Origin of the sequence: Streptomyces sp. NPDC049837, assembly GCF_040674455.1 — a bacterium.
In the GTDB taxonomy this organism is placed as follows: domain Bacteria; phylum Actinomycetota; class Actinomycetes; order Streptomycetales; family Streptomycetaceae; genus Streptomyces.
Map to the genome: position 1 here is coordinate 160,141 of NZ_JBFAMP010000009.1, position 20,408 is coordinate 180,548.

Annotated in this window: 25 protein-coding genes and 3 pseudogenes; 13 read left to right on the plus strand and 15 right to left on the minus strand. The window is 69.5% G+C overall.

All coding sequences use genetic code 11. From position 1 onward, the window contains the following. Positions 1-53 precede the first annotated feature (53 nt). Together AB0J57_RS24340 and AB0J57_RS24345 are read right to left on the minus strand one after the other, a co-directional pair. Positions 54-1,124 carry a hypothetical protein gene (locus tag AB0J57_RS24340; protein ID WP_366130408.1) on the minus strand — a complete coding sequence of 357 codons (1,071 nt, stop codon included), beginning with the start codon at positions 1,122-1,124 and terminating at the stop codon, positions 54-56. A 20-nt stretch (positions 1,125-1,144) separates the two neighbouring features. After that, positions 1,145-1,804 (minus strand): hypothetical protein, encoded by a 660-nt coding sequence (locus AB0J57_RS24345; protein WP_366130409.1) that lies wholly within the window; start codon positions 1,802-1,804, stop codon positions 1,145-1,147. Positions 1,805-1,890: 86 nt separating this feature from the next. Between AB0J57_RS24345 and AB0J57_RS24350 the strand changes: the two genes are divergently transcribed. Further along, positions 1,891-2,316, plus strand: a complete 426-nt coding sequence (locus AB0J57_RS24350) for a DUF3592 domain-containing protein (protein ID WP_366130410.1) — start codon at positions 1,891-1,893, stop codon at positions 2,314-2,316. Between the two features lie 45 nt (positions 2,317-2,361). Here AB0J57_RS24350 and AB0J57_RS24355 read toward each other — a convergent pair whose 3' ends face one another. The 4 genes from AB0J57_RS24355 to AB0J57_RS24370 all read right to left on the minus strand — a co-directional run bounded on the left by AB0J57_RS24355 (position 2,362) and on the right by AB0J57_RS24370 (position 4,275). Continuing rightward, positions 2,362-2,694 carry a hypothetical protein gene (locus tag AB0J57_RS24355; protein ID WP_366130583.1) on the minus strand — a complete coding sequence of 111 codons (333 nt, stop codon included), beginning with the start codon at positions 2,692-2,694 and terminating at the stop codon, positions 2,362-2,364. 65 nt (positions 2,695-2,759) lie between these two features. Next, positions 2,760-3,050, minus strand: coding sequence for a hypothetical protein (locus tag AB0J57_RS24360; protein WP_366130411.1), 291 nt, complete (start codon positions 3,048-3,050; stop codon positions 2,760-2,762). 123 nt (positions 3,051-3,173) lie between these two features. Next, a complete protein-coding gene (locus AB0J57_RS24365) occupies positions 3,174-3,755 on the minus strand; it encodes a phage tail protein (RefSeq protein ID WP_366130412.1) in 582 nt (193 codons plus the stop codon). Positions 3,756-3,873: 118 nt separating this feature from the next. Then, positions 3,874-4,275, minus strand: a complete 402-nt coding sequence (locus AB0J57_RS24370) for a hypothetical protein (protein ID WP_366130413.1) — start codon at positions 4,273-4,275, stop codon at positions 3,874-3,876. Between the two features lie 287 nt (positions 4,276-4,562). On the opposite strand from AB0J57_RS24370, the gene AB0J57_RS24375 reads away from it, so the two are divergent. After that, a complete protein-coding gene (locus AB0J57_RS24375; RefSeq protein WP_366130414.1) occupies positions 4,563-4,859 on the plus strand; it encodes a hypothetical protein in 297 nt (98 codons plus the stop codon). Between the two features lie 51 nt (positions 4,860-4,910). On the opposite strand, the gene AB0J57_RS24380 is transcribed toward AB0J57_RS24375, so the two are convergent. The 3 genes from AB0J57_RS24380 to AB0J57_RS24390 all read right to left on the minus strand — a co-directional run bounded on the left by AB0J57_RS24380 (position 4,911) and on the right by AB0J57_RS24390 (position 6,845). Then, positions 4,911-5,123: a hypothetical protein gene (locus tag AB0J57_RS24380; protein ID WP_366130415.1), complete on the minus strand. Its 213-nt coding sequence runs from the start codon at positions 5,121-5,123 to the stop codon at positions 4,911-4,913. After that, positions 5,120-5,902: a hypothetical protein gene (locus tag AB0J57_RS24385; protein ID WP_366130416.1), complete on the minus strand. Its 783-nt coding sequence runs from the start codon at positions 5,900-5,902 to the stop codon at positions 5,120-5,122. Before AB0J57_RS24385 ends, AB0J57_RS24380 begins: the two co-directional genes overlap by 4 nt. A gap of 574 nt (positions 5,903-6,476) precedes the next feature. Further along, on the minus strand, positions 6,477-6,845 hold the full coding sequence (locus tag AB0J57_RS24390) for a WhiB family transcriptional regulator (RefSeq protein WP_366130417.1): 369 nt from the start codon (positions 6,843-6,845) through the stop codon (positions 6,477-6,479). Positions 6,846-7,056: 211 nt separating this feature from the next. Here AB0J57_RS24390 and AB0J57_RS24395 point away from each other — a divergent pair, with 211 nt between their 5' ends. From AB0J57_RS24395 to tuf, 6 genes are all read left to right on the plus strand, one after another. Further along, positions 7,057-7,512, plus strand: a complete 456-nt coding sequence (locus AB0J57_RS24395) for a helix-turn-helix domain-containing protein (RefSeq protein ID WP_366130418.1) — start codon at positions 7,057-7,059, stop codon at positions 7,510-7,512. Positions 7,513-7,679: 167 nt separating this feature from the next. Further along, the gene (locus AB0J57_RS24400; protein WP_366130419.1) at positions 7,680-8,630 is read left to right on the plus strand and encodes a hypothetical protein; all 951 of its coding nucleotides are present in this window, start codon (positions 7,680-7,682) and stop codon (positions 8,628-8,630) included. A gap of 297 nt (positions 8,631-8,927) precedes the next feature. After that, positions 8,928-9,299 carry a 30S ribosomal protein S12 gene (gene rpsL / locus AB0J57_RS24405; protein WP_003948652.1) on the plus strand — a complete coding sequence of 124 codons (372 nt, stop codon included), beginning with the start codon at positions 8,928-8,930 and terminating at the stop codon, positions 9,297-9,299. Positions 9,300-9,301: 2 nt separating this feature from the next. Continuing rightward, positions 9,302-9,772 (plus strand): 30S ribosomal protein S7, encoded by a 471-nt coding sequence (gene rpsG / locus AB0J57_RS24410; RefSeq protein ID WP_031076642.1) that lies wholly within the window; start codon positions 9,302-9,304, stop codon positions 9,770-9,772. A 38-nt stretch (positions 9,773-9,810) separates the two neighbouring features. Continuing rightward, the gene (fusA, locus tag AB0J57_RS24415; protein ID WP_366130420.1) at positions 9,811-11,937 is read left to right on the plus strand and encodes an elongation factor G; all 2,127 of its coding nucleotides are present in this window, start codon (positions 9,811-9,813) and stop codon (positions 11,935-11,937) included. Between the two features lie 147 nt (positions 11,938-12,084). Continuing rightward, entirely contained in the window at positions 12,085-13,278 is a 1,194-nt protein-coding gene (gene tuf, locus AB0J57_RS24420; protein ID WP_366130421.1) for an elongation factor Tu, read from the plus strand. A gap of 96 nt (positions 13,279-13,374) precedes the next feature. On the opposite strand, the gene AB0J57_RS24425 is transcribed toward tuf, so the two are convergent. The 4 genes and pseudogenes from AB0J57_RS24425 to AB0J57_RS24440 form a co-directional block, all read right to left on the minus strand. Next, a complete protein-coding gene (locus AB0J57_RS24425; protein WP_366130584.1) occupies positions 13,375-15,384 on the minus strand; it encodes a PIG-L family deacetylase in 2,010 nt (669 codons plus the stop codon). A gap of 178 nt (positions 15,385-15,562) precedes the next feature. Continuing rightward, entirely contained in the window at positions 15,563-16,009 is a 447-nt protein-coding gene (locus AB0J57_RS24430; protein WP_366130422.1) for a hypothetical protein, read from the minus strand. A 137-nt stretch (positions 16,010-16,146) separates the two neighbouring features. After that, on the minus strand, positions 16,147-17,019 hold the full coding sequence (locus tag AB0J57_RS24435) for a hypothetical protein (protein ID WP_366130423.1): 873 nt from the start codon (positions 17,017-17,019) through the stop codon (positions 16,147-16,149). A gap of 65 nt (positions 17,020-17,084) precedes the next feature. Then, positions 17,085-17,254: pseudogene (locus tag AB0J57_RS24440) on the minus strand (helix-turn-helix domain-containing protein); the annotation flags it as partial. Positions 17,255-17,363: 109 nt separating this feature from the next. Here AB0J57_RS24440 and AB0J57_RS24445 point away from each other — a divergent pair. The 4 genes from AB0J57_RS24445 to AB0J57_RS24460 all read left to right on the plus strand — a co-directional run bounded on the left by AB0J57_RS24445 (position 17,364) and on the right by AB0J57_RS24460 (position 19,537). Beyond that, positions 17,364-17,591, plus strand: coding sequence for a hypothetical protein (locus AB0J57_RS24445; RefSeq protein ID WP_366130424.1), 228 nt, complete (start codon positions 17,364-17,366; stop codon positions 17,589-17,591). A gap of 189 nt (positions 17,592-17,780) precedes the next feature. Continuing rightward, entirely contained in the window at positions 17,781-17,909 is a 129-nt protein-coding gene (locus AB0J57_RS24450) for a hypothetical protein (protein WP_366130425.1), read from the plus strand. Beyond that, on the plus strand, positions 17,909-19,045 hold the full coding sequence (locus tag AB0J57_RS24455; RefSeq protein WP_366130426.1) for a hypothetical protein: 1,137 nt from the start codon (positions 17,909-17,911) through the stop codon (positions 19,043-19,045). The genes AB0J57_RS24450 and AB0J57_RS24455 overlap by 1 nt, the downstream gene beginning before the upstream one ends. A 3-nt stretch (positions 19,046-19,048) precedes the next feature. Then, positions 19,049-19,537 (plus strand): hypothetical protein, encoded by a 489-nt coding sequence (locus AB0J57_RS24460; RefSeq protein ID WP_366130427.1) that lies wholly within the window; start codon positions 19,049-19,051, stop codon positions 19,535-19,537. Between the two features lie 33 nt (positions 19,538-19,570). On the opposite strand, the pseudogene AB0J57_RS24465 reads toward AB0J57_RS24460, so the two are convergent. Next, positions 19,571-19,801, minus strand: a pseudogene (locus tag AB0J57_RS24465) (ATP-binding protein); the annotation flags it as partial. Between the two features lie 9 nt (positions 19,802-19,810). Here AB0J57_RS24465 and AB0J57_RS24470 point away from each other — a divergent pair. Next, positions 19,811-19,942: pseudogene (locus AB0J57_RS24470) on the plus strand (DUF397 domain-containing protein); the annotation flags it as partial. Here AB0J57_RS24470 and AB0J57_RS24475 read toward each other — a convergent pair. Continuing rightward, complete coding sequence (locus AB0J57_RS24475) at positions 19,939-20,370, minus strand: DUF2000 domain-containing protein (RefSeq protein ID WP_366130428.1); 432 nt, start codon at positions 20,368-20,370, stop codon at positions 19,939-19,941. The pseudogene AB0J57_RS24470 and the gene AB0J57_RS24475 overlap by 4 nt on opposite strands. Between the last annotated feature and the right edge of the window lie 38 nt (positions 20,371-20,408).

Here is a 20,408-nt window from a genome sequence, read left to right on the forward strand (position 1 = left end):
GGTCGTGGCTACCGGGGCCGTGGCCGTCGGCGCCGTGGCTACCGGGGCCCGGGCTACCGGCGGGCGAGCTGCCGGTGCCCGGCGATCACGGCGCGGGCGATGGTCTGGCCGTCGACCTGGACGTGGACGGGCCGGTCGGCGAGCCGCTCGACGGCCTCGGCGAGCCGGGCGATCTGGGCGCGGTTCGCTCCGGGGCCGATCATGCGCTCCAGCTTGCTGAGCGGGATGACGGCCTCGTGCTCGCCCGCCTCACCGATGAGCGCGAGCGTGCCGCCGTTGCGGGGCTGGACGATGCCGCCCTTGGCGAGGTGGGGGATGGGGATCTTCGGCAGGTTGATGGAGAAGCTCTTGCCGCCGAAGACCGGCACCCAGCCCGGGATCGAGACCTTGAAGCCGTTGAGGGCGCCGATGATGGTGTTGACGGCGGTGGCGAAGGCCCGGAAGGGCGCCAGCATGACGTTGCCGATGCCCTTGAGGATCGGGGTGATCACCCCGATCGCCGTCGACACGGCGCCCTGGATCGCCTTCATGCCGGACTTGAAGCCCTTGGTCACCACGGCGACGATCTTGTCGACGTTCACGAACTTGGCGATGAGGGGCGCGAGCAGCGTCATGATGAGGCCGAACGGGCTGGCCGCCATGGCCAGGTTGAGCCCCTTCTGCGCCAGGCTCGCCCCCTTGAGTCCCTTGGTGAGCCCGCCGCCCATGGTCTTGCCGGTCTTGTCGGCGTTCTTGCCGGCCTTCCCGACCGACTTCTCGACCGCGTCCGCCTGACGCTTGACGTCACGCAGGGCGTTCTTGGCCTTGTCGGCGGAGCCCTTGAGCTTGTCGAGGGAGGTCTTGAACTTGTCGGTGCCGCCCTTGGCCCTGCCGAGCGAGGTGTTGGCGTTGTTGAGGCCGGTGCGCAGCTTTCCGACGGCGCTGTTGCCGTTGTTGGCGGAGGTGCGCATCTTGCCGAGGGATGAGCCGGCCTTGTCGGCGCCGCCGCGCAGCTTCGTCATGGCAGCGGTGCCCTGGGTGGCCGCGGTCTTCATACCGGAGACGGCTCGGCCGCCCTGTGCCAGCACCTGGGACAACCGCTGGGTCGCCGAAGCCGCGCTTCGGAGCTTGGTCGTCAAAGACACTTTGGTGCCACCTTTCCTGATCAGAGGGAGCTGGACAAGTTGCGCAGCCCGTTCTGTACCGTGCGCATCTCGCGTACCAGGCCGTTCATTTCCGTCCGGGTCTTGCGGGCGTCCGCAGCCAGGTTCTTACGGGCCTTTTCCGCCTCCTTCTCCATTTCCTTGATCCGGTTGAGCTTCGTCTGCAGGGCATTTGTCTTGCTGAGCTCGGCCACCTTGTCGCGTATGCGCTTTTCGGTTCGTTCCGCGTCGCGCATCAGCTTGCTCAGCTCGGCTCGCGTCTCGTAGACGACGGACTTGTCCTTCGATGCCCGCGCCTCGGTGTTCTTCTCGTCCACGCGCTGGCGGATCGCCTTGAGCTTCTCCACCTCCTTGTTCAGGGCTTCGAGTTTTCTCTTTTCCGTTCTCTCCGCTTGCTCGATGCGGTTTTCGAGATGCTTTTTCTGGTCGGCCCAGGGGAAGGTGGCGATCTGCTTTCCGCGGAAGGTCATGCCCTTCTCGTCCACCTTGAAGAGCGTGAAATCCGCCTTCACCACGGTGAGCCCCAGAGCGATCGCCGTGACGTCGAATTTGAGGCCGGCCAGACTCGTGGCCACGGCGTTGACGCTGTGGCTGAGGTCGCGGTACATCTCCTTGTAGCGCAGCGCCTCTTTGGGATCGATCCACGGCGGGGCGCCGATCAAAGGTTCATTCGTTGCTGGTTGAGGCATTTTTCCTCTATTTCCGTTGCGAGAGTTTTATGCCCGCCCTTTTACTCCCTGGAGAGACCATGTCCGTCGGACCGTGGATCGCGTGGCTTCTACTGCTCTCGCCCGCCGCGGTCGTCATTCCCGTGGCCGCGGCTTCGCTCTATGTGCATCTGCGCTTGCGCCACAAGGGGGTGCCGGTGGAAGCGACGTGCGACCGCGCCCGCCGGAACAACGGGCTATGGGCGTGCGCGTACCGCTATGTCGACACTGCCGGGACGTCGCACTACGAGTACCGCCAGAAGCCCTATCCGCTGCCGGTCCCGGAGCCGGGCCGGCCGGTGTCCGTGGTCTACGACCCGAGACGCCCGAAGCGCTCGCGCACTCAGTACGAGTTGAGGCGCGCGGTCCCGTGGGCGGGAGTGAACATCGGCACCTACCTCTTCGTGCAACTCGTCCTGGGCATTCTCGGCGCCGCCTTCCTGGCCGTCGGGATGTTCGAGAGCTGACGCGCGCCGGATGTCCGGTAACTGAGGTCCGCATCGGGCCGGGGGTCAGGCGAAGAAGCGGCTGATCTCCTCCGGGGTCGGGCCGGCGACCTCCGGCGGGGCGGAGGCATCCGTGTCCCCGCCGTCGCCGTCGGGCCGCGGCACCGGCGTCGGGTACTCCAGCGCCTCCGCGTCCTCGTCCTGGTTGACCGTCGCGAACATCCAGTTGGACTCGGCGAGATGGTCCACCGCGGCGGCGAGCAGGTAGTCCGACACCGCCCACTCCGCCGCCTCACCGTGCACCGCGCGCGCGAGCGCGCTGTCGCGGGGCATGTGCCGGACGAGCACCGCGAGCCGGCGCGAGGAGAGCCGGCCGCGGTGCCAGTCGAGCAGGTCCACGCCGTAGTGGCGCAGCAGGTCGGCCTCCAGGGCCTCGGCGTGCTCCTCGACGAGCACGCCGAGGCTCAGCCTTCCCCCAGGCCGAGCCCCGTCTCCTTGCCGTAGGCCTCCAGGATCGCCGCGATGTCCTGCATCGTGACCTCCAGGCGGTCGAAGCGCGCGTACTGCTGCTCGCCCAGGAGCAGCCGCAGCAGCCCGTCGACGTCGTTGTCGTCGAGGTCGCGCAGTTGGCGGGCGGTGGCGCGGGTCAGCTCGGTCGGGAGCTGGAAGGTCTGGTCGTCGAGCTCGAACGACCAGGCGCGGCCGAGCGCTTCGAGGCGCTGGGCACGGGCCGCGTTGACGTTGAAGGAGGACATGCGTGGGCTCCTTTGCGGAGGAGGGGGAAAGGGGGAAAAGCGCCGGTGCCCGGCGCGTGGCCACAGGGGACCGCGCGCCGGGCACCGGCGTGGAGGGGCGGGCGCCGGGGGAGCGCCGTGCCCTTACGCGTACGACTTGTCCTTCATGATCCAGGTCGCCAGCGTGGAGCTGCCCTCGGCGGCGAGCGCGGTGAAGGTGACACCCAGCTTCAGCGCCCCGGTGCGGGTCAGGGAGATCTCCTCCGTCTCCGTCACCTGGCCGCGCGGGATGATGAAGCGGTACGTGATGTCCGAGCCGTCCTTGAACTCGATGCCGAGCTGACGCTCGTCCTTCTGCGGCTCGGCGCCCATCGCGTACGTGTAGGTGTCGGTGACACCGGTGGCGGTCACCGGGGCGACCGCGCCGCCGCCCATGAAGAACGGCAGCGTGTCCTTGTTGAACTGCAGGAGCTGGAACTTCACGGTCAGGTCGCGGTCGGAGTAGATGAACCGGGCCGGGCTCACCGACTGCCAGGTGTCGACCGGGTCGATCTTGTCCTTCTTGTTGAACTTGATGCCGTCGGTGCTGGTGTAGCCGAGCTCGGTCCAGCCGGTCGCCCACTCCTCGGTGGTGTTCTTCGGTGCGGCGGGGGCGGTGGCGCCGGTGGCGGCGACCAGGATGCGACCGGTACCGGCGACGCGGATCTGGTTTCCGTTGTTGGGCATGGGTGACTCCTCTGGTGAAGGGTGCTGCGGATATGGCGAAGGCCCTGTCGCGGGCGCGGCAGGGCCTGTTCATGGGGCGCGCTGGGTGCGCGGCCGGGGTGGTGCGGCTCGTGGCGTGTTACGCGGGCCGGATGGAGAGCCGGACGGTCGAGAGGTAGCGGTTGCCGTTCGGCCGGTTGTAGTCGGGCAGCCAGCGCGGTCCGTCCGCCTCGGCCACCTCGGTGACGGCAGCGCCGCCGTACACCGTGCCGGTGGCGTCGAGCAGCGCGGCGCGCGCGGTCAGCGCGACCGTATGGGCGGCGGTCTTGTCCGGCCCGAAGACCTCCAGGTCGATCAGAGGCTGGTCGAGGTGGAGGTCGTCCACCCAGGCGCCGCCGACGCGGGAGACCAGGACGGCCTTCTGGGTGCCGTCGAATCCGGCGGGTGGCCGGTTGTCGACCACGACCCCGGCCAGCTCCGCCCGGTTCTTGAGGTGGTCGACCACGAGTCGTTCCGCGTCGGGGAAGGCGAGAGGGCTCACATGGACGCTCCCTTCGGGAGAGGTGCGGGAGAGGTGCGAGAGGCATGCGGAAAACACGAAGCGGCAGGACCGCCGCCCTGGTGGAGGGCGCAGCTCTGCCGCTGCTCCAAGTGTGATCGACGCCGGAGCGGCCCGCAACCAACTTCCGCCACCGGCCGCCTCATCTGCGCTACGCTCGCTAGCCCGAACACTAGTTCGAGAAAGGGCTCGAACACTCAGCGGGCGTAAGGAGTGGTGGGCGTGGACACGAAGACGAGGAGCGGGCGGACCGCCGGCGGTGAGGGTCGATGACGATCAGCCCGCAGGAACGACTGGCCGACGTCGCGGCCGCCGCCGTCGAGGTCGCGGCGGAGAGCGCCGCGGCCGGCACGTACACGAAAGGCGTGGGGCGCGCCCTCAGCGCCGTGGTGGCCAAGGTCGGCGCGCGCATCACCGTCGACGCCGAGCTGCGCGGGTTCTCCAGCGGCTGGCAGGAGGCCGTGGCCGCGCTGACCGCCGAACCGCCCGCGCCGGCGGCGCACGCCCCGGTGTTCCGCATGCCCGCCCGGCCGGCAGCACGAACGCCGGGGCGGCCGCTCCCGTGAGGAAGCGGCCGCCCCGGCGTCCGTCATGAATGCGTGTGCTGTACGCGGGCCTCAGCCCCCGTTCGGCCGTGGCTTCCGGCGCGTCGAGCGCTCGGCGGCGAACACGTCCTCCAGCCGGTAGAGCTGGGCCCGGCCCTGCCGCCCCACGGGCGCCAGGTGCCCGAGCTGCACCCACTTGCGGATGGTGGTGGGCATGACGCCCGCCTCCTGTGCGGCCAGGTGCCCGGTGACGAGTGCCGGCCCGGCCGGGACCGTACGGCTCATCGGCCGGCTCCCTCGAACGTCGCGCCCTCGTCCATCCGCGCGGTGATCTGCGCCAGGCCGCCCTCCGCGGCGTCCGCCAGCTCCTGCCAGGCGTCCTCCGCCCACAGATGCCGGAACGCCGGGTCGCTCAGGCAGTCACAGTCCGGCACCCCGCACCGGCACCCGGGGTTGACGCACACCACGGCCCGGCTCGTCGGGAACGCCCGCAGGGACACCGAGTCGCACCACGGGCAGCGCCCGGGCACCCGCACCATCGGCTCCGCCTCGCCGAGTGCCCGCGCGCAGCGCCTCGCCATCCGGCGCACCTCGTCCCGTACGTGCGTGGCGAGCGTCGGGTCCTCGGCGACCCGGCCGAGCAGCGCGGTGATGCGCTCCAGCCGCTGCGGGACGTCGGCCCGGCGCGGCCGGCCGAGACCGAACCGGTCGTACACCGCCTCCTCCAGCTCGACCACGCCGTCGGTGATGTCCCGGATCGCGTCCGACACGTGCAGGCGGATGGGGGACGCGGTGTGACCCGGTACGGAGAGGCCGTGCCGCTGTTCGTTGAGCAGCGCCTCCTGCCGCTCGGCGCGCAGCCGCGCGGACCGGGCGGCGAGCTGGGCGGCCCCGGGCGCCGGCCGGTCGGCGGCCGCGCTGCCGCGCCCCGGGGCGGGGGCCAGCTCGGTGAGCAGTTCGGGGAACTGCCGGATCAGCATGGCGGTCCACAGAGCGGCGTCGCGTGCGACGCCGGCGTACGCGCTCGGGTGCGCGGGGGCGGTGGTCGGCTGGGTGGCGGACATGGAGTGCTCCCTCCTGTGCGATGGGCATGGGCGCCCGCCCTTCGACGGCGGGTGGTGCGCCGGCCCCTGGGTGCGGCCGGGGCGACGGGCCGGGCCAGGGGCCGGTTGGCGCGTGTTCTTTCGCGAACTCCGGGGCGGCGGCCGGGAGCCGGGGCGGGTTGGCCGGGCGGGTCGGGGCCGGATGCGAAGGCGGTGCGGGGTTGATGGCCTGGGAGTTGGGCGGGTTGGGAGCCGGATGGCCTGGGAGTTGGGCGGGTTGAGGGACCCCGACGGCCTGGAGCCGGGCTGGGCCCGGGAACTGGGCGGCTCTGGAGCCGGACGGTCCGGGTGGCCGGGCGGGCCGGGGGCTGGACGGGCCGGGTGGCCGTCGGCCTGGAGCCGGGCGGACTGAGAGCCGGACGGGACGGGACCTGGGCGGCTCGGGACGTCGGGTGGTCCGGGACCCGGGCGGCTCGGGACCCGGGTGGCCCCGGAGTTGGACGGTCCGGGAGTCGGGCGGGCCAAGGGCCGGGTGGCCGGGGGCCGGGCGCCCTGAGGAGCCTGGGAGTTGGGATGGGCTGGGGCGGACGGTTCGTCAGGCCGCCTGGTGGGGCACGGGTGGCCGGTGGGCGCCGGGCGGCTGAACGCCCGCGCCGCCGTCCTCTCCGCCGCGCGCGTGGGTCCGGCTCCGGCGGTTCAGGTCCACCGGCCGCCCGTTGTGCCACAGCCGCCCGGCGCTGACGCCGTCGAACCATGTGCGCGCGGGGTCCACGGTCTCCTCGCACTGCCGCGTCACCGGGCAGCGGGCGCACGCCCGCAGGGCGGGAGCGGCGTCGGCGGGCCGCCGCGCGAACACGACGTGAGGCGGCATTCCCGCGCAGGCGGCGTCCGCCCGCCACCCGAAGAACTCCCGCATCTCTGCGGCGGACGAGGATTGACCGGTGCGGACTGGCGGTACGGACATGACGGAACCCCCTGGTGCACGTACGAACGGACGAGCGAAAAGCGTGTTGCGAGCACGCACACTGGCATGTTGCGAGCGAGCACGCAACTGGAAACGGACTGCGGCATATCCGGTTCTCGACGCAACCTTCACAATTGCGCGCGCGAAAGCGCGCAATCCGTGCGTGCAAGCGCGATACTCTGGTCGCCGCCTCGAAGGGAGGTTGTTGCCCATGTCCGCCAGCGAACTGGAAGAGTTCACCGCCTGGATCGAAGGGGTGATCCGCCGGCAGGGGTATGACATCGACAGCCCGCGCGGCGGCGGCAAGTCGCGCCTGGCCGACGAGGCCGGGGTGCACCGGGCGGCCATCACCCGGCTCCTCCAGGGGCAGAGCATGCCGGACCTCGAAACCATGCGCCGGCTCGCCCACGTCCTGCGCATCCCGGTGCGCGACATGCTCATCAAGTCGGGCAGGCTCACCGAGGAAGACCTGCCCCTGCCGGGCCTGCCGGACGACGTGCCGCCCGCCGAGGAGGCCGCGCCCGCCGGTCTCACGCTGGAGCAGGCCGCGGCCGCGCTCGGCATCCCGCCCGACCAGCGCGACATGTTCATCCGGGTCGCGGGGCAGTTCCTGCCCGACTCCGCGGCGCCGAGGCCGGCGGACGCGAAGGGTGCCCGGCAGGCCTGACTCGGCCTTTCTCGTAAGCTGTTGGTGCCTGTCCCCACGATTTCGCAGGCTCAATGCCCCGGCGGCGCCTGTGTCCCCCGGGGACAGTGCCGTAGGCATGTGCGCCGGCGCGGATGTTCCGGCGTCAGCGGCGGAACCGGCGGCGACGGGTTGCGAAAGAGAGTGTCATGGTCGAGGGCGAGGGGTGCTCCCGGCCGACAGGCGATCCGCGCGACGACGAGACGGCGGGGACCAGGGCGCGAGGCCCCGTCCGCGGCCTTCCCGAACCGGCCGGCGATCTCCCGGCCCTGCTGGCCGCCCTGGGCCAGTACCTGGAGGGCCACGCGCCCGAGGACGTCGTCATCCTGCTGCGTGAGGAGCTGGCACGCCGTGAGTTCCAGGCGTACGTCAATGGCTGGCGTGACGCCGCCGACCAGTACGAACCCGTGCTGGAGGAGGCTCGGCGCATAGCCCAGACCCGCCGCCTGCGGCTGGTCGGCCGTACGCCGGGCCAGGCCGCGGTGATCCCGTTCCCCCAGGGCGACGGCGTCGCCGGCACGGACGAGCCGGGCACCGAAGCGGCCGAACGCCCTGCCCGCAGGGGGAGCACCCGTCCGGTGCCGCCGGGCGCCTCCGGCGGCGGCGAGCCCCGGGACCGCCCCGGGCCCGCCGAGCCCCCGGCCGCCCCTGGGACCCGCGGCGGCGCAGCCCCGCCGGACCGCCGGCCCGTGGACGTACCGGAGCCGAGGCGGTCCCAGGAGGAGCCGCCGCAGGACCGGCAGGCCGGCCAGGGCCACCGGCCGACCGGCGCGCCGCGCGGCGGAGAAGGCACCCCACACGGCCAAGCCGCCCCACACGGCCAACGACATCAGTCGGCAGGCGCCCCACACCGGCAGGACCAGACGCGCCAGGACCCGCCCCACCAGGACCAGACGCGCCGCGGCCCGAAGCACCAGGACCAGGCCCGAGAGGCACGCCAGGACCAGGGCCACCAGGGCCCGAAGCGGCAGGACTCCGAGGAGCAGCCCCCGGCAGGCGCCGTCAAGCCCGGACTGGTCGCCAAGTCGCCCCACTCCCGCGTCCCCACGATTCCGCGGCTCCCCGCCCGCCGCCGGCGCCCGGGTGATCAGTCCGGGTGACCAGTCCTGAGGCGGTGCACCGTGTCAGGAGGGGGCGTCCGGCGGGGCCGTCCGGTGGCGTGGTCATTTGTTTTGACCCAGCTCCGTACGGTAGGTACGCTCAGACCTTGTGCCTGGGGTGTGCCTGGGCTCCTGTGCGTGTCCTCAACCGCACGGCGAGTCGAGCATCGGCCACCGCAATCTGCGCCCACTTTCCGCCTCACGGCGGAAGATCGCAGTATTCGACACACCCGACCGCGTGGGTCGGCGACGTTCCAGGTTAGCTTTACTACACGGCACACAGAAACCGGAGAAGTAGTGCCTACGATCCAGCAGCTGGTCCGTAAGGGCCGGCAGGACAAGGTCGAGAAGAACAAGACGCCCGCACTCGAGGGTTCCCCTCAGCGCCGCGGCGTCTGCACGCGTGTGTTCACGACCACCCCGAAGAAGCCGAACTCGGCCCTCCGCAAGGTCGCGCGTGTGCGTCTGACCAGCGGGATCGAGGTCACGGCTTACATCCCGGGTGAGGGACACAACCTGCAGGAGCACTCCATCGTGCTCGTGCGTGGTGGCCGTGTGAAGGACCTGCCGGGTGTTCGCTACAAGATCATCCGCGGCTCGCTCGACACCCAGGGTGTCAAGAACCGCAAGCAGGCCCGCAGCCGCTACGGCGCCAAGAAGGAGAAGTAAGAATGCCTCGTAAGGGCCCCGCCCCGAAGCGCCCGGTCATCATCGACCCGGTTTACGGTTCTCCTCTGGTGACCTCGCTCATCAATAAGATCCTGCTGAACGGCAAGCGTTCCACCGCCGAGCGGATCGTCTACGGCGCCATGGAAGGCCTCCGCGAGAAGACCGGCAACGACCCGGTCATCACGCTGAAGCGCGCCCTCGAGAACGTCAAGCCGTCTCTCGAGGTCAAGTCCCGCCGCGTCGGTGGCGCCACCTACCAGGTGCCGATCGAGGTCAAGCCCGGTCGCGCCTCCACGCTCGCGCTGCGCTGGCTCGTGGGTTACTCCCGCGCCCGTCGCGAGAAGACCATGACCGAGCGCCTCATGAACGAGCTCCTCGACGCCTCCAACGGCCTCGGTGCTTCGGTCAAGAAGCGTGAGGACACGCACAAGATGGCCGAGTCCAACAAGGCCTTCGCGCACTACCGCTGGTAGTCGCACCCACATCGAGACCGAGAGAAGACTGAAGCCTTATGGCTACCACTTCGCTTGACCTGGCCAAGGTCCGCAACATCGGGATCATGGCCCACATCGACGCGGGCAAGACGACCACCACCGAGCGGATCCTGTTCTACACCGGTGTTTCTTACAAGATCGGTGAGGTCCACGACGGCGCTGCCACGATGGACTGGATGGAGCAGGAGCAGGAGCGCGGCATCACGATCACGTCTGCCGCGACGACCTGCCACTGGCCGCTGGAAGACGTTGACCACACCATCAACATCATCGACACCCCGGGCCACGTCGACTTCACCGTCGAGGTGGAGCGTTCGCTCCGCGTGCTCGACGGTGCGGTGACGGTGTTCGACGGCGTCGCCGGCGTTGAGCCGCAGTCCGAGACCGTGTGGCGTCAGGCGGACCGCTACGGCGTTCCGCGTATCTGCTTCGTCAACAAGCTCGACCGCACCGGCGCCGAGTTCCACCGCTGCGTCGACATGATCAGCGACCGCCTGGGCGCGCAGCCGATCGTCATGCAGCTCCCGATCGGTGCCGAGGCCGACTTCAAGGGCGTCATCGACCTGGTCCGCATGAAGGCCCTGGTCTGGTCCGCCGAGGCGGCCAAGGGCGAGATGTACGACGTCGTCGACATCCCGGACACCCACACCGAGGCTGCCGAGGAGTACCGCGGCAAGCTGCTCGAGGCCGTGGCCGAGAACGACGAAGAGATCATGGAGCTGTACCTGGAGGGCCAGGAGCCGTCCGAGGAGCAGCTTTACGCCGCGATCCGTCGTATCACCATCGCCTCCGGCAAGGGCAAGGGCACCACGGTCACCCCGGTGTTCTGTGGTACCGCGTTCAAGAACAAGGGCGTCCAGCCCCTGCTCGACGCGGTCGTGCGCTACCTGCCGTCGCCCGTCGACATCGAGGCCATTGAGGGCCACGACGTCAAGGACGCGGAGACGGTCGTCAAGCGCAAGCCGTCCGACGACGAGCCGCTGTCGGCGCTGGCGTTCAAGATCATGAGCGACCCGCACCTCGGTAAGCTCACCTTCGTCCGGATCTACTCCGGTCGCCTGGAGTCCGGCACCTCGGTGCTGAACTCGGTCAAGGGCAAGAAGGAGCGCATCGGCAAGATCTACCGCATGCACGCGAACAAGCGTGAGGAGATCGAGTCGGTGGGCGCGGGCGACATCATCGCCGTCATGGGTCTGAAGCAGACCACGACCGGTGAGACGCTGTGCGACGAGAAGAACCCGGTGATCCTGGAGTCCATGGACTTCCCGGCGCCGGTCATCGAGGTCGCCATCGAGCCCAAGTCCAAGGGTGACCAGGAGAAGCTGGGTGTCGCCATCCAGCGTCTCGCGGAGGAGGACCCCTCCTTCCAGGTGCACACCAACGAGGAGACCGGCCAGACCGTCATCGGCGGTATGGGTGAGCTTCACCTCGAGGTGCTCGTCGACCGCATGAAGCGCGAGTTCAAGGTCGAGGCCAACGTCGGTAAGCCGCAGGTCGCGTACCGTGAGACGATCCGCAAGGCCGTCGAGCGCGTGGACTACACCCACAAGAAGCAGACCGGTGGTACCGGTCAGTTCGCCAAGGTGCAGATCGCGGTCGAGCCGATCGAGGGCGGCGACGCCTCGTACGAGTTCGTCAACAAGGTCACCGGTGGCCGCATCCCGAAGGAATACATTCCTTCGGTGGACGCCGGCTGCCAGGAGGCCATGCAGTTCGGCATCCTCGCGGGCTACGAGATGACGGGCGTCCGCGTCACGCTTCTCGACGGCGCCTACCACGAGGTCGACTCCTCCGAGCTCGCCTTCAAGATCGCCGGTTCGCAGGCCTTCAAGGAGGCCGCGCGCAAGGCGTCCCCGGTGCTCCTTGAGCCGATGATGGCCGTCGAGGTCACCACGCCCGAGGACTACATGGGCGATGTCATCGGTGACATCAACTCCCGCCGTGGCCAGATCCAGGCCATGGAGGAGCGGGCTGGCGCCCGGGTCGTCAAGGGCCTGGTGCCGCTCTCGGAGATGTTCGGCTACGTCGGCGACCTCCGCAGCAAGACCTCGGGTCGCGCAAGCTACTCGATGCAGTTCGACTCCTACGCCGAGGTTCCGCGGAACGTCGCCGAGGAGATCATCGCGAAGGCCAAGGGCGAGTAACTCTTCGCAGTTCACGCTTTAGGCTTGACACCATCCGCCGGGGCTCCGCCCCGAACCCGAGACGGGGCCCCGGCGGGTGGCCACCCAGCAAAGATCACCTGGCGCCGATGAGTAAGGCGTACAGAACCACTCCACAGGAGGACCCCAGTGGCGAAGGCGAAGTTCGAGCGGACTAAGCCGCACGTCAACATCGGCACCATCGGTCACATTGACCACGGTAAGACGACCCTCACGGCCGCCATTACCAAGGTGCTGCACGACGCGTTCCCGGACCTCAACGAGGCTTCGGCGTTCGACCAGATCGACAAGGCTCCTGAGGAGCGCCAGCGCGGTATCACCATCTCCATCGCGCACGTCGAGTACCAGACCGAGTCGCGTCACTACGCCCACGTCGACTGCCCCGGTCACGCGGACTACATCAAGAACATGATCACCGGTGCTGCCCAGATGGACGGCGCCATCCTCGTGGTCGCCGCCACCGACGGCCCGATGCCGCAGACCAAGGAGCACGTGCTCCTGGCCCGCCAGGTCGGCGTTCCGTACATCGTCGTCGCCCTGAACAAGGCCGACATGGTGGACGACGAGGAGATCCTGGAGCTCGTCGAGCTCGAGGTTCGTGAGCTGCTCACCGAGTACGAGTTCCCGGGCGACGACGTTCCGGTCGTCAAGGTCTCGGCGCTCAAGGCGCTCGAGGGCGACAAGGAGTGGGGTGAGTCCGTCCTCAACCTGATGAAGGCCGTGGACGAGTCCATCCCGCAGCCCGAGCGTGACGTCGACAAGCCGTTCCTGATGCCGATCGAGGACGTCTTCACGATCACCGGTCGCGGTACGGTCGTCACCGGCCGTATCGAGCGTGGTGTCCTCAAGGTCAACGAGACCGTCGACATCATCGGCATCAAGCCGGAGAAGACCACCACCACGGTCACCGGCATCGAGATGTTCCGCAAGCTGCTCGACGAGGGCCAGGCCGGTGAGAACGTCGGTCTGCTCCTCCGTGGCATCAAGCGCGAGGACGTCGAGCGCGGCCAGTGCATCATCAAGCCGGGCTCGGTCACCCCGCACACCGAGTTCGAGGCGCAGGCCTACATCCTCTCCAAGGACGAGGGTGGCCGCCACACGCCGTTCTTCAACAACTACCGCCCGCAGTTCTACTTCCGTACCACGGACGTGACCGGCGTCGTGACCCTCCCCGAGGGTACCGAGATGGTCATGCCGGGCGACAACACCACCATGTCCGTCCAGCTCATCCAGCCGGTCGCCATGGAGGAGGGCCTCAAGTTCGCCATCCGTGAGGGTGGCCGGACCGTCGGCGCCGGCCAGGTCACCAAGATCACGAAGTAAGTTCCTGATCTGACCTGGTGGCTCGTCGCTGAGCTGCAAGAAGGGCCCCGCACCGTGAGGTGCGGGGCCCTTCGCGTTGCCTTCGGCCTTCGGCCTTCAGCCTTCGGTACGGGGTTCCGCCGTCCAGGTCCATGGATGGGCGTCCGCGCCCATGCCTATGGCGAGGGTTCCGTGCCGTCCGCTCGTGTGGAGGGTGGCCGACTCCAGCGCGACGGCTCCCTGCGTCCGGGTGGCCAGGCGGCCTTCCGGGGTGCGGATCTGGACGCGGCCGCGGAGGTCCTTGCCGAGGAGGGCCGGGCCCTTGGGGGTGGCGGTCGCGGCGACCGGGCCGTACCCGTCGAGGGCGGCCCTGGGGAGCGGGGTGCCGTCGGGGCGTACCGCCGTGAGGTCCTTGCGGGTGGGCGCGCGGTAGTAGAGCGCCAGGCCGCCGTCGGGTGCGCGGGTGACCGCCACCGGGTCGCCCGAGACGGGGAGGGCGGTACCGGCGCGGGAGGTGACCGGGCCGCCCGGGGCGTCCTGCGCCCAGTGGTGGACGCTGTCGCGGCCCGCCGCGAAGAGGTGGACGCGGCCGGTGCCGTCCACCGCCGCCGACAGCCCGTCCTGCACCTCGGCCCCGCCCAGGTCCCGCCAGGGCCCCCACGTGCCGTCCGGCTCCCGGAGCCGGGTGCTCACGCCCTTGTCCGCGTTGCGCACGAAGAGGTGGACCCGGCCGTCGGGCGCCGCCACCGCCACCGGAACTCCCAGCCGGCGTCCCCGGTCGTCACCGCGCTCCGGGTTGCCCAGGCCGGTCCAGGCGAGGAACGGTCCGCCCGCCTGCCGCTGCTCCAGCAGCACGATCTCGCGCTTGTTGGGGCCGCCGTGCCCGCCGAGCGCCGCGAACCGGAGCCCGAACAGCAGTTGCCGGCCGTCCTTCAGGGTCACCCCGCCGAGCCCGGGCGCCAGCGGCCCGCCGCCCAGGTCGCCCGGCTCGCCCCACTGCCCGCTGCCGGGTTCCGTCTCGCGCCAGCGCACGGCGCGGAGCCCCAGCACCCCGTACACGGCGAGCCGCCCGTCCGGCTCGGTGGCCACGACGGGCCCCGGAGCCGGGTAGCGGTAGTGGGTGGCCCGTACCCAGCCCTTCTTGTTGGTGAGCGGACGGACGCCGCCGACGTTGTAGTCGCCGCAGCCGCCGCTGTTGCCGCAGTCCCAGGACGGGTCGCCGCCGTACGGGACGAGGTGCGCGGCCTTCTCCTTGAGCACCGGCCCGGGGAGGTTCTTGGGCCAGTGCCGGTTGTAGTAGCCGCGGAAGGAGGTGGTGACGAACGCGGGTATCGCGCCGCCGTCCTTCGTCGCGTCGGCCACCCAGCGGACCATGGCGGCCCAGGAGAAGGACGCCACGGCGGTGTGGTCGGCGTGGTCCGAGTAGCCGCGCTGCTCCGAGTCCTTCTTCCGGGTCTGCTCGTCGCTGTGCTGGATGTCGGGGTCGGGGTCCAGCGTGTGGATCACGGTCGGCTGGTAGCGCTCCATGAGCCCGACGAGGACCTCGACGAGCGAGTCGTAGTCGTACGTGTCGGCCTTGCGGACGGGGGAGTCGTCGGCCACCACGGTGCGGAGCCCCAGCGCCCGGTCCTTCCACAGGCTCGGCAGGGCCATCCAGCGGCGCGGGGCGTGCATGGAGAGGTTGAGGAAGATCAGCTCGACCCGGCGGCTGCCGTGGGTGAGGGTGTTGATCTCGGCGCGGCGGTCACCCCGGAGGGTGATGACGCCCTTCTGCCAGGCGGCGAACTTGTCGAGCCCGAGCATCGTCGCGTACGCCTGGCGGAGGCCCTGGTGGCGGGCGGAGGAGTAGGCCGCCTTGTCGGCGGGGACGTTCTTGCGGCCGGGTATGTGGTTCTTGCCGTCGTGCTCGCCGGCGGTGACGTAGACGGAGACCAGCGGGACGCCGGCGTCCACCATCCGCTGGCTGTCCGGGTTCATGAAGTACAGGTCGTCGTCCGGGTGGGCCGCGATCTGCATCAACTGGGCCCGCCGCGAGCTGGTGATCGGTATCCCCGGCGCCGGATCCGCCGTCGGCCCTCCGCGCCGGGGCGCCGGCACCGAACACCCGGCGACGGCCGCCAGCGCCACGCCCGCGGCCGAGGCGAGGACCCCCCGCCGCCGAAAAACGGCAGGGCGCGGCCCTGCCCCCCGTATGTCGACCACGTCTCGCTTCCCCCGTTTGCGTAACCACCCGCGTTCTGCGGTCGGTTAGACGGAAAATCAGGGTTACGGGTTGCCCGGGGGCCACGCGACGTTCAGCGGCCGGCTACTTCAGCGCGTACTTGCACATGGTGGACGCGGGGTCCTTGTCGTTGGCGCTCTTGTTGTCGGCGACCTTCTTGCCGTCGACGGTGATCACACAGGGCGCTGCCTTGAGGGTGCCGTCGGCAGCCTGTACCGACCCGGGCACCACGGACACCACGGTGCCGACCTTCTTCTCGGCCTCCGTCGTGAACGTGATGGTGGCCGTCTTCTTCCAGGGCAGGGTCACCTGCTCGCCCTTGTTGGTGTCCAGGTTGTAGTACACGAGCGCCGACCCGGCGCCCTGCACTTCGAGGGTGACCTGGTGGCTCACGGGGCCGTCGCCCTTGGCGCTGTCCGACGGCTTCGACGACGGCTTCGCGGCGGGCTTCGGATCGTCCGGGTTACCTCCACACCCTGTGAGCAGGGCGGCGGTGAGGACGAGGGCGGTGGTGGTGATGGTCTTGCGCATGCGGTTTCCCCCTCATGGATGAACCCGAAGATCATATTGGCGAGTGCGACTGCTGGGAGCCCACTGGGTGCGGCCCGGCACGAGTGAGGGCCGGCCACAGAACGTGGCCGGCCCTGGGTTGCGTCCTGCGGGTCGGGCTACTTCTCGACGAAGATCTCCTCGGCGGACGGGGCAGTGACGGCACGGGCGAGCCATTGACGCAGGAGCTCCGGGTCGCCGCAGCCGGTGATGCGGTCGCGGGCCTCGCCGGGGACGTCGATGCCGCGCTGCTCCAGGACGATCAGGATGTCCTCGGCGCGACCCTGGGCGCGGCCTTCGTCCCGGATCTCTTCTGACATCGGCGACTTGTAAAACGACACGTCCACGGCCATCAGGTGCCTCCACAGATGTGCGGCTGGGCGCTTGCCCAAGCCTTGTGCGATGAGTTCGGCGAGGGGGTGGGACAGCTCTTCAGGTGTTTCGCGCAGGGCGCTGGAGACTGCCTTCAGTATGGCAGCAACATCCGGATTGTCGGCGTGCGTGATCGCGGCCAGCGTCGTCAGGGCGAGGTCTTTGCGGGCCTCGACGGTGGTGCGGATCACGGGCATGTTGTGCGGCCCCGCCACCAGTGGGCGAAGGGTGAGGGAGGCCCACTGCCTGGGGCCGATATGGACCGGCCGGGCAGCCCATTCGGCCGTGGAGCGGTCCTGGCAGATGACCAGCAACATGGGCGGCTGCTGGTACTTCGCGTAGAGGTATGACAAGTAGTACGCCCAGCTCGCGGGCTTGGAGAGGTCCTTCTTGCCTTGAGCCTCGACGGCCAGGAGGAACGAACCCTCCTCCTGGGTGTCGAAGAGCAGCAGCGTGTCTACGCGGCGTTCGAGGGGGCGGGCCTCCGTGAGGTCGGTCGGCAGGATCTGGACCGAGATGGGCGGGGGGAATGGGACGCCCAGCACCTCCGAAACGCCGGAGAAGAGCTCCGGGTACTCCTGGAAGATGCGGTGCATCGCCTCGTGCGAGGAACTGACCATGCCTTGGACGGTAGGGAGCGAGCAGGATTGGCATATGCCGAAAGCACCTGCACCACCCGAAGGGGCTATCTGAAGGTGGTCAGTTGACAGTCCCCGCACTCGCCCGGTTCCGCCGCGCGGAACGCCCGGTCGCAGCGGTCGCAGTTCTGGAGCGGGATCCGCTGGATGGCGCCCGGAACGGGGGTGGGGGAGGGACCTGGGCCGTCAGGCGGTGGGCGAGGAGGGCGGCGGGGCGGAGCTGGCCTTTGAAGACCAGCCCAGCGCCTCGCTCCGGCCCCCGCCGACCTTGATCGAGTTTTGATTATCCTGCTCAAGCAAGCATGCAAGGACCAAGGGGGAACAGGGTGAGCGACGAAACTCTGCCCAAGCCGGACAAGTTGCTGCTGACACCGGACGAGCTGAAGAAGCGCAACCTGGAGTTCGCGAGCCCTTACTACGAGGCGCCGCCCGCCGACAGCTACGCCGATCCCACGGCGCCGAAGTTGCTCGAACCGGAGTCGCCTCTCAAGCCGCGGTCCCCGTTTCCCTCGCCTCCCGCCCCCGCAGGACCCCAAGGCCAGAAGCCGGGCTAGCGACTCAAGATCGAGCCCAGCATCCTCAACAAGGCCGCTGGCAAGGCGGACGAGATATTCACCGCCTTCTCCAAGCCGGCGGCCTCGCTGGAGGGGCCGGCCCGCACGGCGATCTCGGCGCTCTCGGACTGGCAATCGGCCGCCGCCCTGCGCGAGGCCCACAGGCGCTGGGAGCAGCAAGCCGGCCTCGTGGCGGCCTGGCTCGGCCACATCGCGGAGAGCCTGCGGGCCGGCGCCGGCGACTACACCAAGACGGACGCCGCGATCGAGGAAGAGTTCCGCGGGGTGAAGGTCCGGTCCCGGATAGAGGGGCTGTGATGGTTTCCTTCTATCGGGAGATCCTGGATACCGATCTTGCCCCGCTGGAAAAGCTCGCGGATCAATGGCGTACGACGCACAAGGACATCAGCGGTCTCGGCAAACGAGTGCACGACGAGGTGCTCGTTCCGCTCCGGGACAAGGGCTATTGGGAAGGCGCTGCGGCGCCCTTCGCCTGGCGGATGATCGATGACATCCAGCGTCAGGTGGAGGCTGCCACCAAGGTGGCGGCAGCCGTGCCAGGAGTCATCGACGATGCCGTCGGCGAGCTCAAGGCTGTGAAGACCGCCCTCCGGGACGCCGTGCGGCGGGCCGGCGAGAAGGGGCTCCACATTTCTGCGAGCGGTGAGGTCTCGCCCGACATCATCGGCGGCCAGTGCAAGGTGATCGAGGAGGGTTCCCCGGACGCAAAGACCATCGAGGCCGCCACGCAGGAGATCGTCGATCTGGTCAAGCGCGGAATCGTCGCCGACCAGAACCTTGCCTTCGCTCTGATGGCGGACATCGGGTTGGGCTCGTGGTTCAACAGCAACCCCCAGCACAAGAACATCGATACGACCAACAAGATCAGTGACGGCGATTACAACGCCTTCACCCGGGTTCTGCAGGGGAAGAGCCCCTACCCCGGCTTCAAGAGTGAGGGGCCGTACGATCTCGGTCTGGACTGGGTGACGGGCAACGGCCCGCGCGAGCGGGAGTACGCGGCCGGCGACGAGATGACCGAGGCCATCCGATCCAGCGTGAGCATGCAGCAGTTGCGTCAGGACACCCTCACGGAGTGGCGCGAGCAGGGCAAGACCGATGGCACCGTCAGCCACTCGATCTCCGAGGACGGCAAGCTCGGAGCCCTGAAAAAGTTGGTCCTCACAGACATCCCTGCGATCGTCACGGCGGACGACGACCACCTGGGCGAGGCCTTCGTGGGCTCGTACTCCTTGGATTACAAGATCCAGGGCCAGGACCCCGACGGCACTCTGGTTGTCGAGTACGCCCTGGAGAACCACACCAGCAACGAATCGTTCCTCCACTACGTCGGCTACTACGACTGGCTGGAGAACTTCAATCGCGACGAGGGCGCCTTCTCCACTGTGAGCCAGACGATCAAATGGACCGAACGCATCCCGGCAGATGGGTAGCTCATGAACCGCCGGCACTCCCATGCCGTCGCCACCACGGCGGCACTCGCCGTCCTCACCGCAATGCTCAGCGCCTGTGGCTCCGACACCTTCGAACGCTGCGTCCCGAAGGAGTCGGCCGCAGCGAGCAGCGCCGATCTCTCCGGTACCTACGAAGGCCGACGGGACGCCGAGGGCGTACGCCTCACCCTGGCCACCGCCCCGAACCAGTCGGGCGGCACGCTCTCGGCGGAGAACTGGCCCACCGGGGACTACTACTGGGAGGAGCTGGGCGACACGTTCGACGGCTCCGGAACCTGGGAGATCGACCCCCCTTCGGGTCCGGACGAGTCACCCATGCTGAGGCTGCACTTCGACAAGCCGAAGGACATGCTCCGCGGCGACACCGTCGACCTTCTGACGATCGCCGCGGACTCCGAACGCACCGTCATCTACAAGAACGCCGATCCTGATACCTGCCCGTCCTTTCGATTGGACCTGAAGAAGCCATGAGGTGTAAGGGCACGGCACAGGCGGGTCTGCCATTCACACGTCCGGTGTGAGGTTGAACTCCGCCCACACCGTCTTGCGCGGCACCGGCCCCGGCGCCACGCCCCACCGGTCCGCGAGCGCCTCGACGATCACCGGTCCGAGTCCGGGCGGTCGGCTGCTCGGGAGCCGGTGGGCCCGTGTGTCGGTCACCTCCACGCGGAGCGTGCGGCCGTCGGCCGTGATCCGGAGCGCGAGGCGGAAATCCCGGCCCGGCACCCGGCCGTGAAGCAACCGAACGACTGCGTCGAGGTCGCCGCCACCCCCCGTACCGTCCACGTCCGCGACTCCAAGAACACCGCTGGCCCCCGCCTCGCCCTCACGCCCGCCGCGTGGACGGACTTCGTGGCGTACGCGTCCCGCGCCTAGGGGTGCATGCGGGCACCCTTGAACGTCTTGTCGACCGCGTTGCGCGGGCCGTACACCGCGAGGCCCACCAAGTCGAGCTGATCCCTCCGCACGGCGCGTACCGCCGCGCGGTTGTCGTGGTCGTTGCCCGTGGTGAAGAGGTCGGAGGTGAACACCGACCGGGGGAGCGAGCGGGCCAGGGCGCGCTCGTGAGCGGCGGTCAGGGTTTCCTTCGTCCCCTCGAAGACCAGTACGGGCTGGCGGAACATCGGCAGGTAGGCGGTGCCGTCGGCGTCGGCGTACGGTTCGCCGATGACCTCGGGGAGCTGGGAGCCGAGGCCGCTGACGAGGAAAGCCGTCACGTTCAGCCGCTGCCAGGACTCCAGGTCGTGGCGGAGCAGTACGGCGATCTTGGTGTCAAAACGCACGGGCGTGTTCTCGGTTGTCATGCCCCGAGGCTGCCGACCGCCGCGCGGGATCGTCTTGT